The 14,838-nt window shown below is 61.1% G+C and carries 11 protein-coding genes; 7 read left to right on the forward strand and 4 right to left on the reverse strand.

The window, feature by feature from the left end; translation table 11 throughout:
- The first annotated feature begins 66 nt into the window (after positions 1-66).
- Positions 67-2,166 carry a TonB-dependent receptor gene (locus tag ACYZUD_RS22595; protein WP_462020214.1) on the forward strand — a complete coding sequence of 700 codons (2,100 nt, stop codon included), beginning with the start codon at positions 67-69 and terminating at the stop codon, positions 2,164-2,166.
- Between the two features lie 227 nt (positions 2,167-2,393).
- Here ACYZUD_RS22595 and ACYZUD_RS22600 read toward each other — a convergent pair whose 3' ends face one another.
- The 4 genes from ACYZUD_RS22600 to ACYZUD_RS22615 form a co-directional block, all read right to left on the reverse strand.
- On the reverse strand, positions 2,394-2,606 hold the full coding sequence (locus ACYZUD_RS22600; protein WP_462020215.1) for a hypothetical protein: 213 nt from the start codon (positions 2,604-2,606) through the stop codon (positions 2,394-2,396).
- A gap of 245 nt (positions 2,607-2,851) precedes the next feature.
- Positions 2,852-3,958, reverse strand: coding sequence for an agmatine deiminase (gene aguA / locus ACYZUD_RS22605; RefSeq protein ID WP_462020216.1), 1,107 nt, complete (start codon positions 3,956-3,958; stop codon positions 2,852-2,854).
- A gap of 4 nt (positions 3,959-3,962) precedes the next feature.
- A complete protein-coding gene (gene aguB, locus ACYZUD_RS22610) occupies positions 3,963-4,841 on the reverse strand; it encodes an N-carbamoylputrescine amidase (RefSeq protein WP_462020217.1) in 879 nt (292 codons plus the stop codon).
- Positions 4,842-5,149: 308 nt separating this feature from the next.
- Entirely contained in the window at positions 5,150-8,062 is a 2,913-nt protein-coding gene (locus ACYZUD_RS22615; protein WP_462020218.1) for an aminotransferase, read from the reverse strand.
- 175 nt (positions 8,063-8,237) lie between these two features.
- Between ACYZUD_RS22615 and rfbB the strand changes: the two genes are divergently transcribed.
- From rfbB to ACYZUD_RS22645, 6 genes are read left to right on the forward strand one after another with little or no spacing between them, the layout of a single operon-like run.
- Positions 8,238-9,320: a dTDP-glucose 4,6-dehydratase gene (gene rfbB, locus ACYZUD_RS22620; RefSeq protein WP_462020219.1), complete on the forward strand. Its 1,083-nt coding sequence runs from the start codon at positions 8,238-8,240 to the stop codon at positions 9,318-9,320.
- The gene (gene rfbA / locus ACYZUD_RS22625) at positions 9,317-10,192 is read left to right on the forward strand and encodes a glucose-1-phosphate thymidylyltransferase RfbA (RefSeq protein ID WP_462020220.1); all 876 of its coding nucleotides are present in this window, start codon (positions 9,317-9,319) and stop codon (positions 10,190-10,192) included. The genes rfbB and rfbA overlap by 4 nt, the downstream gene beginning before the upstream one ends.
- On the forward strand, positions 10,189-10,734 hold the full coding sequence (gene rfbC, locus ACYZUD_RS22630; RefSeq protein WP_462020221.1) for a dTDP-4-dehydrorhamnose 3,5-epimerase: 546 nt from the start codon (positions 10,189-10,191) through the stop codon (positions 10,732-10,734). Before rfbA ends, rfbC begins: the two co-directional genes overlap by 4 nt.
- Positions 10,731-11,600: a dTDP-4-dehydrorhamnose reductase gene (gene rfbD / locus ACYZUD_RS22635; protein WP_462020222.1), complete on the forward strand. Its 870-nt coding sequence runs from the start codon at positions 10,731-10,733 to the stop codon at positions 11,598-11,600. Before rfbC ends, rfbD begins: the two co-directional genes overlap by 4 nt.
- Before the next feature lie 36 nt (positions 11,601-11,636).
- The gene (locus tag ACYZUD_RS22640; RefSeq protein ID WP_462020223.1) at positions 11,637-13,445 is read left to right on the forward strand and encodes a sensor histidine kinase; all 1,809 of its coding nucleotides are present in this window, start codon (positions 11,637-11,639) and stop codon (positions 13,443-13,445) included.
- Positions 13,442-14,836 (forward strand): sigma-54-dependent transcriptional regulator, encoded by a 1,395-nt coding sequence (locus ACYZUD_RS22645; RefSeq protein ID WP_462020224.1) that lies wholly within the window; start codon positions 13,442-13,444, stop codon positions 14,834-14,836. Before ACYZUD_RS22640 ends, ACYZUD_RS22645 begins: the two co-directional genes overlap by 4 nt.
- The last annotated feature ends 2 nt before the right edge of the window (positions 14,837-14,838 follow it).

Genomic DNA, 14,838 nt, shown 5'->3' on the forward strand with positions numbered 1-14,838 from the left:
ATAGCAATCATTATCATTCGTGACCTGCATGCTACAGCCTAAAAATCCTACGGACGCGTCCTTAAAATGCCCCCCCCTTTTCGTCTTACGCCCTACAGTCTTGGGCTCTCTGCCTTGCTATCTGCTGGTTTTTCCTACGCCGCTCCTACAACCCTGCCAGCAACGTCCATCAGCGCCGAAGCGGAAGCAGAGGAGGATGACCCACGAGTCAAGCAAACCAGCACCGCGACCCGCACGACCACACCGGTTCGCTACGTGCCACAAGCCATCGACTCGATTAAAACCGCGAATGTCGTGGATTACGGCACCAACGATCTGGGCACCGCACTGAGTGGCCTCCCCAACGTCAGCAGCGGCGCCGACACCCGCTTTGATAGCCTGCGCATCCGCGGCTTCGACGCCAGCAACGACTTCTACCTAGACGGCATTCGTGACGACAGTCAGTACGTGCGCGACTTGCACAACATCGAGCGCATCGAAGTCCTCAAAGGCCCGGCCGCCGTGTTGTATGGCCGTGGGAGCCAGGGCGGGATCGTCAATCGGGTCAGCAAGCTGCCGGAGTTCGGCCGTCGTTCAACCCTCGAAGCCCAGGGCGGCAGTGATGATTTGCGCAGCCTTTATGCCGACCTGAACACCGACCCAAGCGAGAACATCAGCCTGCGTCTGAACATGGGCAACATGGATCAGAACAGCTTCCGCGATGGCGTCAGTGGCAATCGCCAATTGTTCGCGCCGTCGATGAGCTGGCAGCTGACCCCTGATCTGAGCTGGTTGGTGCAGTACGAATACAGCCGCTACAACCGTACGCCAGATCGCGGCATTCCCGGTGTAAACGGACGTCCGGCAGACGTAGGCCGGGATACGACCTACGGCAGCGAACACGATTTCATCGACGACAAGTCGCAATCCCTGCGTTCGAAACTCAGCTACGACATCAGCGAAAACTGGCAATTGCGCCAGACCCTGGGCGTGTTCAAGCTCAACAGCGATTTCGACAACACCTACCTCACCGGCTACACCCCGGCGACCAACCGGGTGACACGTCAGCACTGGCAGCAGGATCTGACCACCCGCAACGTCTACAACAACGTTGAACTGGAAGGTGGTTTCGATACCTTCGGCCTGGAGCATCGTCTGCTGACGGGCATTGAGATTGGCAGTCAGCGCCGTGATCCGAAGCTATACACCGCGGCCACTACCGGGCCGGGCCGTCAGGCTGTGCCATCGCTGGACCTGAATAACCCGAATCGTGATTTACGCCACACCGGGACCATGCAGGTGTCCAGCGACAACCACACCGAAGTCGAAAGCCGTGCTGTGTACGTGCAGGATCAACTGCGCCTGAACGATCAATGGCAACTGTTGGCCGGTCTGCGTTACGACACCTTCGACATCGAATCGACCAACAAGCTGCGGGACATTTCCGAAGACCGCGACAGTCACAGCACCAGCCCCCGTGTAGGACTGGTCTGGACGCCGCTGCAGAATCATTCCTTCTACGCCTCTTGGACCAAGACCTTTTCCCCAGTCGGTGGCGGCTTGATCGGCATCACTCCGGGCGCTGCCGGCAACACCAACGACCTGAGTCCCGAGCTGACCAAGCAGAAAGAAATCGGCGTGAAGAGCGACTGGCTCGACGATCGCCTGAGCACCACGTTGGCGATCTACGAACTGGAACTCTACAACCGCCGTACCAGCGACCCGCTCAATCCGACCGTCACTTTGCTCAGCGGCCTGCAACGTTCCCGCGGGATCGAGCTGACCGGCACCGGCAAGATTGTCGGCAACTGGTACGTGCGCGGCGGCGTGGGCGTGCAGGACGCGACGGTAGAGAAGGACAACAACGGCTTTGAAGGCAAACGCATCAGCAACGTGGCCAAGCACAACGGCAGCCTGTTCCTGACCTGGAAACCGGAAATGGGCTGGTACGCCGAAACCGGTTTGACGTTGGTTGGAGACCGCTACGCCGACAACCTCAACACCACCGTGCTGCCGGGTTACGGTCGGTGGGATGCGTTGGCCGGGTTCCGTCAGAAGGATTGGGATTTGCGGACAGCGCTGAACAACATCAGCGATAAAACCTATTACTCGTCGGCCACCAGCGCGGCGCAGATTCAGCCGGGGGCACCGCGCAGCCTGGTCGTGACCGGAACCTACAGCTTCTAAACACCGCAATTCCGGTGTGGGCCACAAATAGTGTGTTCACACCGATCCCCTGTGGGAGCGAGCCTGCTCGCGAAAGCGGTGGGTCAGTCGACATCGACGTTGAATGAACGACCGCCATCGCGAGCAGGCTCGCTCCCACATTTGATCTCCAATGATCATAAAACCCTCGCCCATAAAAAAGCGCCACCATCCCGGCAGCGCTTTTACCCATCCGTTGTTCTTTCTTCTTATCCTTCCATCACATCCCACAACGCATCCAGTTCCGCCTCGCTGAATAAACCAGCGGGGTAGCGCTCGATCATCATCCGGCGCGGATCAGGTTCTCTGATCTGACGCGTTCCATTGGATTTCAACCAGTGCGCCAGGACCTGGAGCGATTCGCTGTTTACTGCCAGGGGATGCAACGCCCGCTCGCTCACTACGTTCATTTCGGCGTTCATTTCCGCGCTCTCTCCTGGTTCGTGAGCGGCTAACTTATCCAAGGTTTGTGACAGAACATCGAAGTTCTCCCCCTCCCTGTTTTGCATCAGGAGAGATACAAGAGCTGTGCCAATGTGTGGGAAGCGTCGACGAACGGACACAAAAAAGCCCGCAGTCCTGATGGGCTACGGGCTTTGTGCAAGGTGGCCGGGAAAAACGTTTGCAGGCGCGATTTAGCAATCAACTCAAGCTGTTACAACCCCACTCATTCCTTGTGCGGCGCTGGCTGTTGTTGGGTAAGGCAGTGGATGTTACCGCCCCCCAGTAACAGTTCGCGGCCCGGCACCATCACCACTTCGTGCTGTGGGAACAGCGCCTGCAAAATCTCTTGGGCCGGGCCATCCAGCGGATCGTCGAAGCTCGGCGCGATGATGCCGCCGTTAACGATCAGAAAGTTCACGTAGGAACCGGCCAGACGAACGGTCGGATTTCGTTCCTGGGTGCCGTCCACCGCGTCCACGCCCGCGCACTCTTCCTCGGTCGCATACAGAGGTCCCGGAATCGGCATTTTGTGCACCGTGAATGGGCGTCCCTTGGCGTCGGTGCTGCTTTCCAGCACTTTCATGGCCGCCTGGCAGCGCGGGTAGTTCGGGTCTTGCGGGTCGTCGGTCCAGGCCAGCAACACTTCGCCAGGACGCACGTAGCAACAGAAGTTATCCACATGGCCGTCGGTTTCGTCGTTGAACAAACCGTCCGGCAGCCAGATGATTTTATCCACAGCCAGATTCGCGCTGAGCACCGCTTCGATTTCCCCACGGTTCAAGTGCGGGTTGCGATTGCGGTTGAGCAGGCATTCTTCGGTGGTGATCAGGGTGCCTTCGCCATCGACGTGAATCGAACCGCCTTCGAGCACGAAGCCTTCGGTGCGGTAACGCTGGCTGCGCTCGATTTCGAGGATTTTGCCGCCCACTTGCGAATCACGGTTCCACGGCGAATACAGCCCACCGTCGAAACCGCCCCACGAGTTGAAATCCCAGTTCACGCCACGGACTTCGCCGCTGTTATTGATGACGAACGTCGGGCCGGTGTCCCGGACCCAGGCGTCGTCGCTGGACATTTCCACGACACGAATATTCGGTACGTCGAGACGGGCACGGGCGTTTTCGTACTGGCCGGCGGAAACGGCCACGGTCACCGGTTCGAAACGGGCGATAGCCTTGGCCACCGCCACGTGCGCGGCTTGTGCCGGTTTGCCACCCAGGCGCCAGTTGTCCGGGCGCTCGGGCCAGATCATCCAGGTCTGGGTTTGTGGCGCCCATTCGGCGGGCATGTAGAAGCCGTCGGCGCGCGGGGTGCTGTTCAAAGTGGTCATGCGGTCAGGACTCCAGGGAACCGTCGAGGGTTTTGATCGCATTGTATAGGTTCGGGCGACGATCACGGAACGAACCCCAGGCGCTGCGGATGTGCTCCAGCTCGTCCAGGTCGAAACTCTGAACCAGCACGCCTTCTTCGGTTGTGTCGAGTTCCTGAACCTTCTCGCCGAACTGATTGGCGATGAACGACGAGCCGTAAAACGTAATGTCGTAACCGTCCTGCTCCTCGTTGCCGATGCGGTTGCTGGCGATCAGCGGCATCAGGTTAGCGCCGGCATGGCCCTGTTGCACGCGCTGCCAATGGTCACGGGAGGAAATGGTCTTGTCGTGCGGCTCGCTGCCGATGGCGGTCGGGTAGAACAGGATTTCCGCGCCCAGCAACGCCATGCTGCGGGCGCACTCAGGGAACCACTGATCCCAGCAGATGCCCACGCCGATTTTCGCGTAACGGGTGTTCCAGACCTTGAAGCCGGTATCGCCCGGGTTGAAGTAGTACTTTTCGTGGTAGCCAGGACCGTCCGGGATGTGGCTTTTACGATAAATCCCGAGGTTGCTGCCGTCGGCATCGATAATCGCGATGCTGTTGAAACGCGCGCGACCGGCCAGTTCGTAGAAGCTGATCGGCAGCACCACTTGCAGTTCCTTGGCGACTTTCTGGAAATGCTTGATGGCGACGTTGTCTTCAACCGTCGTCGCCAGTTGCAGGTAATCCGGGTTCGGCTTCTGGCAGAAGTACGGAGCCTCGAACAGTTCCTGGATCAGGATGATCTGCGCGCCTTTGGCTGCGGCCTCACGGACCAGCTTCTCAGCGGTCTCGATGTTGGCTTCAAGGTCCCAGGAACAGGCCATCTGGGTGGCGGCGACGGTAACGATACGGCTCATGAATCGGCTCCTGAGCAAGTGCTTGAGGGTCGAGTGTGGCGTCGACCGATGACAGAAAGAGGAAGCACCGGGCATGGTTCGTCCACGCCGTGGGCAGCGATGACTTTATAGCCGATAAAAATCGGCTTTTAAAGCAACAAATCTTCCTTTCGTCTAAATTTATGCACTTAAAGTCGATAACAATCGGTATTTATGACCACCTGTAGGAGCTGCCGAAGGCTGCGATCTTTTGATTTTGGCGCCAGTGGTATCGCTGAAGATCAAAAGATCGCAGCCTTCGGCAGCTCCTACAGGAGTAACGCTGACGCTTATAGGCCCTCTGCGAGCACCTTCGCCAGCATGTCGACAAAGAAATCCACGCTCTGGCGCGAGGTGACCATCGGTGGTTTGATCTTGAGGATGTTCAGGTAGTCGCCGGTCGGCTGCATGAAAATCCCCAGCTCACGGAGGCGATCACACAGCGCGGTGGTTTCTTCGGTCGCCGGTTCCAGTGTTTCGCGGTTGCGGATCAACTCGACGCCCAGATAGAAGCCGGAACCGTGCACCGCGCCCACCAGCGGATGGATATCGATCAGCGCTTCAAGACGCTCCTTGAAATACCCGCCCACGACCTGAGCGTTTTCCCAGAGCTTTTCTTCCTCCATGACATCCAGCACGGCCATGCCGACCTGACAACTGACCGGACTGCCGCCGGCCGACGAGAAGAAATACCCCTCGGCCTCCAGCGCCTCGGCGATTTCCCGGCGGGTGATCACCGCGCCCAACGGCTGGCCGTTGCCCATGCCCTTGGCCATGGTGATGATGTCCGGCACCACGCCCTGTTCTTCAAAGCCCCAGAAGAAGTGACCCATGCGCCCGTAACCGACCTGCACTTCGTCGGCGATGCACACGCCACCCTGGGCGCGGACCAGCGCATAAACCTGCTTCAAATATCCCGGCGGCAGCGAGATACCGCCGGCATTGCCGTACACCGGCTCACAGATAAACCCGGCCAACGGGCGTTTCTGCTCGGCGATTTTCGCCAGGTTGTGTTCGACACTGCGCACGTAGTCCGGCGCGCTGTCCGGGCCACGGAATTCGCCGCGATAGGTGTTCGGTGCAATCACCGGATGCACCCAGTCCGGACGGCTGCTCAAGGCCTTGGGGTTGTCAGCAATCGAGGTCGAGACCGCGTCCGCTCCCACGGTCCAACCGTGATAAGCCTCCAGCACGCTGAGCATGTCGCGACCGCCGCTATAGGCCCACGCCAGACGGATCGCCAGGTCATTGGCCTCGCTGCCGCTGTTGACCAGGAACACCCGGTCCATGGAGTCCGGCGACAACTTCAGCAAACGCTCGGAGAACTCGGCAACCGCCGCGTAGTTGAACCGCGAGTTGGTGTTGAGCAGCGACCACTGACGACTGGCGACCACGGCCATGCGCGGATGACCGTGACCAAGCACTGCGACGTTGTTGAGCATGTCGAGGTAAGAACGGCCCTGCATGTCGATCAAGTGGTTGCGCCAGCCCCGCTCAATACGCGGCGGGTCGATGTAATAGTGCTTCTGGGTACGGGCGAAACTGGCGGCGCGGCGCGCCAGCAATGTCTGTGAATCGAGCTCTTCCTGAGCATCGCAGGCCAACCCCAGCAGCGCGGCTGGCGACGGACACAACGCTTGCCAGGCGGCGGCGCGAGACGGCGTGCAAAACAGCGGAGCATTGAACGAAGCGCCTCGGCACAACTGCACCACCAACGGCCCGCTGACAGAACCCAGCACCTGGCCTTTGACCAGCGCCGCACCCGTGTGCAGCGACGGCGTCACGCCCCACAGCCGCACGCTCAATTGCGGACCGTCCAGTTGCAGCACCCCCGCCGTCGGCTGGTGGACCACCCCGGCAAACGGTGACTCGACCGCCGTGCCATTGGGCACGCGCAACTCGACGTGCAAGGGGCAAGTGTCCGGCTCGTCGGCACTGTCCGGCCGGGTGCGGGACAGGCGATATTGCCCATAACGACTGGCTGCCAGACCGTGGGCCGCAGCGGCCTCGGTCAACAGACGCTGGTCGATCCCGTCCTGCTCCCAGTTACCGGCCTCGAAATGCGGGCTGAGTACACCCAGATCGATCAACGCGAATTCACGGCCCACCAGGCTCGGCAGCAAAGGCGCGAAGCCTTCACTGCCGATGCCTGGCAGGCTCTGGCCGACAGACGTCAGGATTGCCGCTTCCATCAACGCCAACGGCACCGACGTGGCCACGCGGAAAATCTCCCATTCGTGGGTCAGGTTGTCGCGACTGTAGGCATTGCCCGGATCGATACTGACCTGCTGTTCGCCGCTGAGCACCAGCACCGCCGCCCGCGCGACGATCAGCGGCCAGAGCGCCAGCAGTTCTTCATGTTGCAACGGATTGACCGCGTGATAAGCCCGCACCGCCGGCAAAATATAGAAAGGATCGCCGCCGGCATGGTGCAGCAGCGCCGCGCAGGTCACCGACAGATCGGTAATGCGCCAGGTGCGGACCAGATCGCCGAAATCGATCACGCCCTGCAACTGCCACTGACGTTGCGAATCCCGCTGCCACACGACGTTGTCATCGGTGATGTCCATGTGAATGGCCTGCACCGGCAACTTGTCCACCAGCGGCTGCAAATGCCGCTCGGCCTGTTCGGCCACCTCAGCGATCAGCGCTCGCTGCAGGTCATCTTCAATAACCGGCAGCAAATGAGCGATCAACGCGTTGGCGTGGCGGGCGTCCCATTGAAGGATACGCTCAAGTCCCGCGTGGTCGAAACTGGCCAGCGCCAGGTCCATTTCGCCGCAGAGCCGACCGAAACCGGCCACCACTGAACCGGGCAGATGATCAAGGTGTGTGAGCGACCGACCTTCGATGTAATCGAGCAGGCGCACATGCACCGCTTGTCCGCCGACTTCCAGGGACAGCAGGTCTGCACCGTTTTTCGCAGGAATCACCCGAGGCACATGCACGTCGGGGTGCCCGGCCAAATGCTTGAGCCCCGCATGCTGGGCTTGCAGCTCCAGCGCCGAATAGTCGCCCCGGCAGATTTTCAGGACGAAACGCCCCTGGTCGCTGTCGACGCGGTAGTTGAGATCCTGCTGGCTGCCGAGGGCCTGTAACCTGCCGCTCAGCCCGTAATGCCCCTCGAGCAGCTCAAGCGCTTGCTCCGCAGACACCTGCGGGCTGGGCAAACTGGCGCGATGAATCAACGTGGCGAGCGGCATACAACGACCCCTGAAATTTTATTAGGCACTTATATCGCCACTCCGTCGGTCGATAATCAACCCCTGTCGACGCTGCAAAACCCAAATAGCACCCACAACCCTATTGCACCACCCCCCTCCTGCCGACAAGCTATGCACATTCGCTTTATCGTCTTACGGAAAAAGGCTGGCCAACATGCGTATTCTCATCACCGGCGGTGCCGGTTTCATCGGCTCGGCCCTGGTTCGCCACCTGATTCGGCACACCGAACACGAAGTACTCAACCTGGACAAGCTGACCTACGCGGGCAATCTCGAATCGCTGACCAGCATTGCCCACGACACTCGCTACGAATTCGTGCAGGCCGATATCGTTGATCAGGCGACCGTGAGCGCAGTACTGGCACGTTTCCAGCCCCACGCGATCATGCACCTGGCAGCGGAATCCCACGTTGACCGCTCCATCGACGGGCCGTCGGATTTCATCCAGACCAATATCGTCGGCACCTACAGCCTGCTGGAGGCAACCCGCGCCTACTGGCACACCCTGGCCGAGCCTGAAAAATGCGCCTTCCGTTTCCATCACATTTCCACGGACGAGGTCTACGGCGACCTGCATGGCGTCGATGATCTGTTCACTGAAACCACCCCATACGCGCCCAGCTCGCCATATTCCGCCAGCAAAGCGGCATCCGACCACCTGGTCCGTGCGTGGCAGCGTACCTACGGCCTGCCGGTGCTGCTGACCAACTGCTCGAACAACTACGGGCCGTTCCACTTCCCCGAAAAACTGATCCCGCTGGTGATTCTCAACGCCCTCGCCGGCAAGCCTCTGCCTGTTTACGGTAACGGCCTGCAAGTTCGCGACTGGCTGTTTGTCGAGGATCACGCCCGGGCGCTGCTTAAAGTGGTCACCGAAGGCGTGGTTGGCGAGACCTACAACATCGGCGGTCACAACGAACAGAAAAACATCGACGTGGTGCGCGGCATCTGCGCCCTGCTCGAAGAACTGGCACCGAACAAGCCCGACGGCGTCGCGCATTTCGCCGACCTGATCACCTTCGTCCAGGACCGTCCTGGCCACGACCTGCGTTACGCCATCGATGCCAGCAAGATCGAGCGCGAACTGGGCTGGGTACCCGAAGAGACCTTCGAGACTGGTCTGCGCAAAACCGTTCAGTGGTATCTGGATAACCTTGAGTGGTGCCGCCGCGTTCAGGACGGCAGCTATCAGGGTGAACGACTGGGCGCCATCAATACCAAGGAGCTGCTCGCATGATGAAAGGAATCGTTTTGGCCGGCGGCTCGGGGACGCGTCTGCATCCGATCACGCTTGGCGTGTCCAAACAGCTGTTGCCGGTCTACGACAAGCCGATGATCTACTACCCGATCTCGGTACTGATGCTGGCCGGCATCAAGGACATTTTGCTCATCTCCACGCCGCAGGATTTGCCGCAATACCGCAATCTGCTGGGTGACGGCAGCCAGTTCGGAGTCAATTTCAGCTACGCCGAACAGCCGTTGCCGGATGGCCTGGCCCAGGCGTTTCTGATTGGTGAAGAGTTCATTGGCGATGATCCTGTGTGCCTGATCCTCGGCGACAACATCTTCCATGGTCAGCACTTTGGCGACCAGTTGAAAAGCGCCGCAAAACGCCCTTCTGGCGCCACCGTGTTTGGCTATTGGGTCAAAGACCCGGAGCGCTTCGGCGTGATTGATTTCGACAGCGAAGGCCGTGCCCTGTCGATCGAAGAGAAACCGAAAAAACCGAAATCCAGCTATGCCGTCACCGGCCTGTATTTCTACGACAACGATGTGATCGAGATCGCCAAGGCGGTCAAACCTTCGCCTCGCGGCGAGCTGGAGATCACCGACGTCAACAATGCCTACCTCAAGCGCGGCGATCTGCAGGTCGAGCGTTTCGGTCGCGGTTTTGCCTGGCTTGATACCGGCACCCACGACAGCTTGCTCGAAGCCTCTCAGTACGTGCAGACCATCGAGCACCGCCAGGGACTGAAAGTTGCCTGCCTCGAAGAGATCGCCTACGAAAATGGCTGGATCGGCCGCGAGCTGTTGCTGGAACGCGCCCGCTATTTCGGCAAGACCGGCTACGGTCAGTACCTCTTCACACTGGCCGGAGAAGAACAGTGAATGTGATTGAAACCGAGCTGCCCGGCGTATTGATCATCGAGCCCAAGGTCTTCGGTGACGAGCGCGGCTTTTTCTACGAAAGCTTCAATGCCAGGGCGTTTGAAGAGGCGACCGGCCTGAACACACAGTTCGTTCAGGACAACCATTCCCGTTCGCAGAAGGGCGTGCTGCGCGGGCTGCACTACCAACTGGAAAACACGCAGGGAAAACTGGTACGGGTCACCGCCGGTGAAGTGCTCGACATAGCGGTAGATATTCGTCGCAGCTCGCCGCACTTCGGCCAATGGATGGCGGTGCGCTTGTCCGCTGAAAACCATCGCCAGCTCTGGGTGCCTGAAGGCTTTGCCCATGGATTTGTGGTGCTGAGCGACTTCGCCGAGTTCCTCTACAAGACGACAGACTATTACCTGCCGTCCGCCGAACGCTGCATTCGCTGGGACGACCCGACCCTTGCCATCGACTGGCAACTGGACGAAGCGCCCAAGCTATCGGCCAAGGACCAGAACGGCAAAACCTTGCAAGAGGCTGATCTGTTCCCATGAGAGTACTCATCAGCGGCCAGCACGGTCAGGTTTCACGTGAGTTGCAGCATCGCCTGGGCGCTCTCGGCGAGTGGGTGGTGCTGGGTCGTGATCAGCTCGATCTGGCACAGCCGCAACAGATTCGCCAGCAAGTGCAACGCGTTCGTCCCGACCTGATCATCAATGCGGCGGCCCACACGGCAGTCGATCAGGCTGAAAACGAACCGGACATTGCTTTCGCCATCAACGCTGTGGCCCCTGGCATCCTGGCCGAAGAAGCACTGGCGCTGGGCATCCCGCTGATTCACTACTCCACCGATTATGTGTTCGATGGCAGCAAGACCGAGCCTTACAACGAAGACGATAAGCCCAACCCGCTCGGCGTCTACGGCAAGAGCAAGCTGGCTGGCGAACAGGCCATCAGCGCGGTAAATGGCCAGCATCTGATCCTGCGGACCAGTTGGGTCTACTCGACCCACGGCCGCAACTTCCTGCTGACGATGCAACGCCTGCTGCAAGAAAAACCGGAGTTGCGCATTGTCGCCGACCAGATCGGAGCCCCGACCTGGGCAGGCACGATCGCCCACAGCACCCTCGCCCTGATCGAACGCTGGCAAGCGGGTGAGGCCGGTGCCTGGGGCACTTATCACCTGACCGCTCAGGGTGAAACCTCCTGGTTCGGTTTCGCCCAGGCCATCGGCGAAGCGTTACGCGAACAGGGAAAACCTTGCGCAAACCTGCTGCCGATTCCTTCCAGCGACTATCCGACACCGGCCGCCCGCCCGCTGAACTCACGCCTGGACTGCAGCCGCCTGCAACGGGAATGGGGCGTCAGCCAGGCAGACTGGCAAACCGCGTTGCGCGAGTGTCTTGCCGGGCAAGCCTAGGCATAATGCGCCTGTACCCACAGGCGCTCGATGCTCATGACTCCGACTCTCCCTCGCAGACCCCGCTGGCGCAGCCTGGCCCTGCTCGCGCTGTGCCTGGCGCCGTTGCTGTGGCCGCTGGAGCATCTGGCCGAGCGTTATTACCGCAGCGAACTGGCCGGGCAGAACCGTCAGACCCTCGACCTGTACGTCGCCAACCTGCTGGGCACCCTGCACCGTTATGAAGTATTGCCGCAGATCCTCGGCGACCTCCCGGCCCTGCGCGCCGACCTGGCCGCACCGGACGACGGTGTGACGCAAGGCAACGCCAATCGCCTGTTGAAAAACATCGCCGCCCAGACCGGTGCCGAAGTCATGTACCTGATGGACACCACCGGCAAGACGCTGGCGGCCTCCAACTGGGACAAACACGACAGCTTCGTCGGCCGTAATTTCTCTTTTCGGCCGTATTTCAGCGAAGCCATGGCCGGGCGCCTGGGACGCTTCTTCGGCCTGGGCACCACCTCGGCCAAACGCGGCTATTTCTTCGCTGCAGCGGTACGTGACCGGGAAAAAATCGTCGGCGTGCTGGTGGTCAAGGTCGATCTGGACCACACCGAAAGCCTCTGGGGCAAAACCCCGGAACAACTGCTGGTCACCGACCACAACGGCGTGGTCATCCTCACCTCGCGGCCGGAGTGGCGTTTTCGCTCGACCCGCCCGTTGAGCGATGCAGAGCGCGAGGCCATCATCGCGATTCAACCCTATCCCACCCGCGATCCAAAACCGTTGAACCTCAACCTCGACGCCTGGCTGACCCAGACCCGGCAGATCGACGAAACCGGCTGGAGCGTCAGCATCCTTGCGCCGCGTACGCTGATCGACCGCCCGGTTCGCACCGTCGTCGCCATCGGCGGCGCGACGCTGCTGGTGTTGATGCTGTTGCTTGGTCTGATGATGCAACGCCGCCGCCACTACCTTGACCGGATCGCCTTCGAAGCCAAGGCGCGCCGCGAACTGGAAGGCCGGGTGGCCGAGCGCACCAGTGATCTGGAAGGCCTCAACCGTCGACTGAAAGAAGAAGTGCTGGAACGCGAACAGGCCCAACAGGAACTGGTGCGCGCCCAGGATGATCTGGTGCAGGCCGGGAAGTTGTCGGCGCTGGGCACGATGTCGGCGAGCATCAGCCACGAACTCAACCAGCCGCTGGCGGCGATCCGCAGTTACGCGGAAAACGCCGAAGTGCTGCTCGATCATCAGCGCACCGACGATGCACGCGGCAACCTCAAGCTGATCAGCGAACTGACCGGGCGCATGGCCTCGATCATTGCCCACCTGCGGGCCTTCGCCCGGCGCGATCGCCACGCCCCGGAAAGCGTCGCCCTGCAACCGGCGCTGGATGACGCGCTGGCCTTGCTGGCCAAGCGCCGGCGCAGCATGGAAGTCGAATTGATCCGCGATTTGCCGGCCGCCACCCTGTGGGTCGAGGCCGGGGAAACCCGTCTGCGCCAGGTGCTCGGCAATCTGCTGGCCAACGCCCTTGATGCTCTGACGGAAAAAGGCCCGCCGCGTAAACTCTGGTTGAGTGCCCAATCCACCGCCGACGGCGTCAGTCTGTACATTCGCGACAATGGCCCCGGTTTTTGCATGGAAGCCCTTGGCCGCGCCAGCGAGCCCTTCTACACCACCAAGACCCGCACGCAGGGGCTTGGGTTGGGGCTGGCGATCTGCGAGACCCTGATGCGCGCCTTCGGCGGTGAACTGTCGTTTGCCAACCACAAGGAAGGCGGTGCCCTGATTACCCTGAAACTGCGCGCAGGCGCACCGGGCGTGAGCCTGCAACCGTCCGAGGACCGAAGTGCATGACCATCGACAACCGCATCCAGGTCGTGTTGATCGACGACGATCCCCATCTGCGTCAGGCCCTGAACCAGACCCTGGACCTGGCCGGCCTGAAAATCCTGCCGCTCGCCGAAGCCAAGGGTTTGGCCGGGCAACTTGAGCGGGACTGGCCCGGCGTAGTGGTCAGCGACATCCGCATGCCGGGCATGGACGGTCTCGAACTGCTGACCGAACTGCATGCCCAGGACCCGGAGCTGCCGGTGCTGTTGATCACCGGTCACGGCGATGTGCCGCTGGCGGTGCAAGCCATGCGCGCCGGGGCCTATGACTTTCTGGAAAAACCGTTCGCCAGCGACGCCCTGCTCGACAGCGTGCGCCGTGCATTGGCCTTGCGTCGCCTGGTGCTGGACAACCGCAGCCTGCGTCTGGCCCTGAGCGACCGCAATGAACTGAGCACCCGACTGGTCGGGCAATCGGCGCCGATGCTGCGCCTGCGCGAGCAAATCGGTGCGTTGGCGGCGACCAAGGCCGACGTACTGATCCTCGGCGAAACCGGTGCCGGTAAGGAAGTCGTGGCCCGGGCGCTGCACGATTTGTCGAGCCGTCGCAACGGCCCGTTCGTGGCCATCAACGCCGGCGCCCTGGCGGAGTCGGTGGTGGAAAGCGAGCTGTTCGGCCACGAGCCGGGCGCCTTTACCGGTGCGCAGAAACGGCGCATCGGCAAGTTCGAATTCGCCAACGGCGGCACGCTGTTCCTCGATGAAATCGAAAGCATGAGCCTGGACGTGCAGGTGAAATTGCTGCGGTTGCTGCAAGAACGGGTAGTCGAGCGCCTGGGCGGCAATCAGCTGATCCCGCTGGACATCCGCATCATCGCCGCGACCAAGGAAGACCTGCGCCAATCCGCCGATCAGGGCCGCTTCCGTGCCGACTTGTATTACCGCCTGAACGTCGCGCCGCTGCGCATTCCACCGCTGCGCGAGCGCGGTGAAGATGCGCTGATGCTGTTCCAGCACTTCGCCGACGAAGCCAGCGCTCGCCACGGTTTGCCACCTCATGAACTGCAACCGGGTCAACGGGCCCTGCTGCTGCGTCACACCTGGCCCGGCAACGTGCGCGAACTGCAAAACGCTGCCGAACGTTTCGCGCTCGGCCTGGAACTGGCCCTGGACAACAGCGCGCCGGATGGCGGCGCCAGCAGCCCGGTCGAAGTGGTCAGCGGAGGTCTGAGCGAGCAAGTGGAAAACTTCGAGAAGTCGTTGATTGCCGCCGAACTGGCGCGCTCCCACAGTTCGGTGCGCAGCCTCGCTGAAGCCCTCGGCATTCCGCGCAAGACCTTGCACGACAAACTGCGCAAGCACGGGCTGAACTTCGCCGATAGCGGCGCCAGCAGCCACACCGACGAGCTCGATTGAAC

The organism is Pseudomonas sp. XS1P51 (assembly GCF_054897845.1).

Bases quoted from the DNA above. Each gene is read 5' to 3' on its own strand.
- aguB (WP_462020217.1), bottom strand. From the start codon at position 4,841: ATGAGCCGTATCGTTACCGTCGCCGCCACCCAGATGGCCTGTTCCTGG.
- ACYZUD_RS22645 (WP_462020224.1), top strand. From the start codon at position 13,442: ATGACCATCGACAACCGCATCCAGGTCGTGTTGATCGACGACGATCCC.
- ACYZUD_RS22615 (WP_462020218.1), bottom strand. From the start codon at position 8,062: ATGCCGCTCGCCACGTTGATTCATCGCGCCAGTTTGCCCAGCCCGCAG.
- ACYZUD_RS22595 (WP_462020214.1), top strand. From the start codon at position 67: ATGCCCCCCCCTTTTCGTCTTACGCCCTACAGTCTTGGGCTCTCTGCC.
- rfbB (WP_462020219.1), top strand. From the start codon at position 8,238: ATGCGTATTCTCATCACCGGCGGTGCCGGTTTCATCGGCTCGGCCCTG.
- rfbD (WP_462020222.1), top strand. From the start codon at position 10,731: ATGAGAGTACTCATCAGCGGCCAGCACGGTCAGGTTTCACGTGAGTTG.
- ACYZUD_RS22640 (WP_462020223.1), top strand. From the start codon at position 11,637: ATGACTCCGACTCTCCCTCGCAGACCCCGCTGGCGCAGCCTGGCCCTG.
- ACYZUD_RS22600 (WP_462020215.1), bottom strand. From the start codon at position 2,606: ATGAACGCCGAAATGAACGTAGTGAGCGAGCGGGCGTTGCATCCCCTG.
- rfbA (WP_462020220.1), top strand. From the start codon at position 9,317: ATGATGAAAGGAATCGTTTTGGCCGGCGGCTCGGGGACGCGTCTGCAT.
- aguA (WP_462020216.1), bottom strand. From the start codon at position 3,958: ATGACCACTTTGAACAGCACCCCGCGCGCCGACGGCTTCTACATGCCC.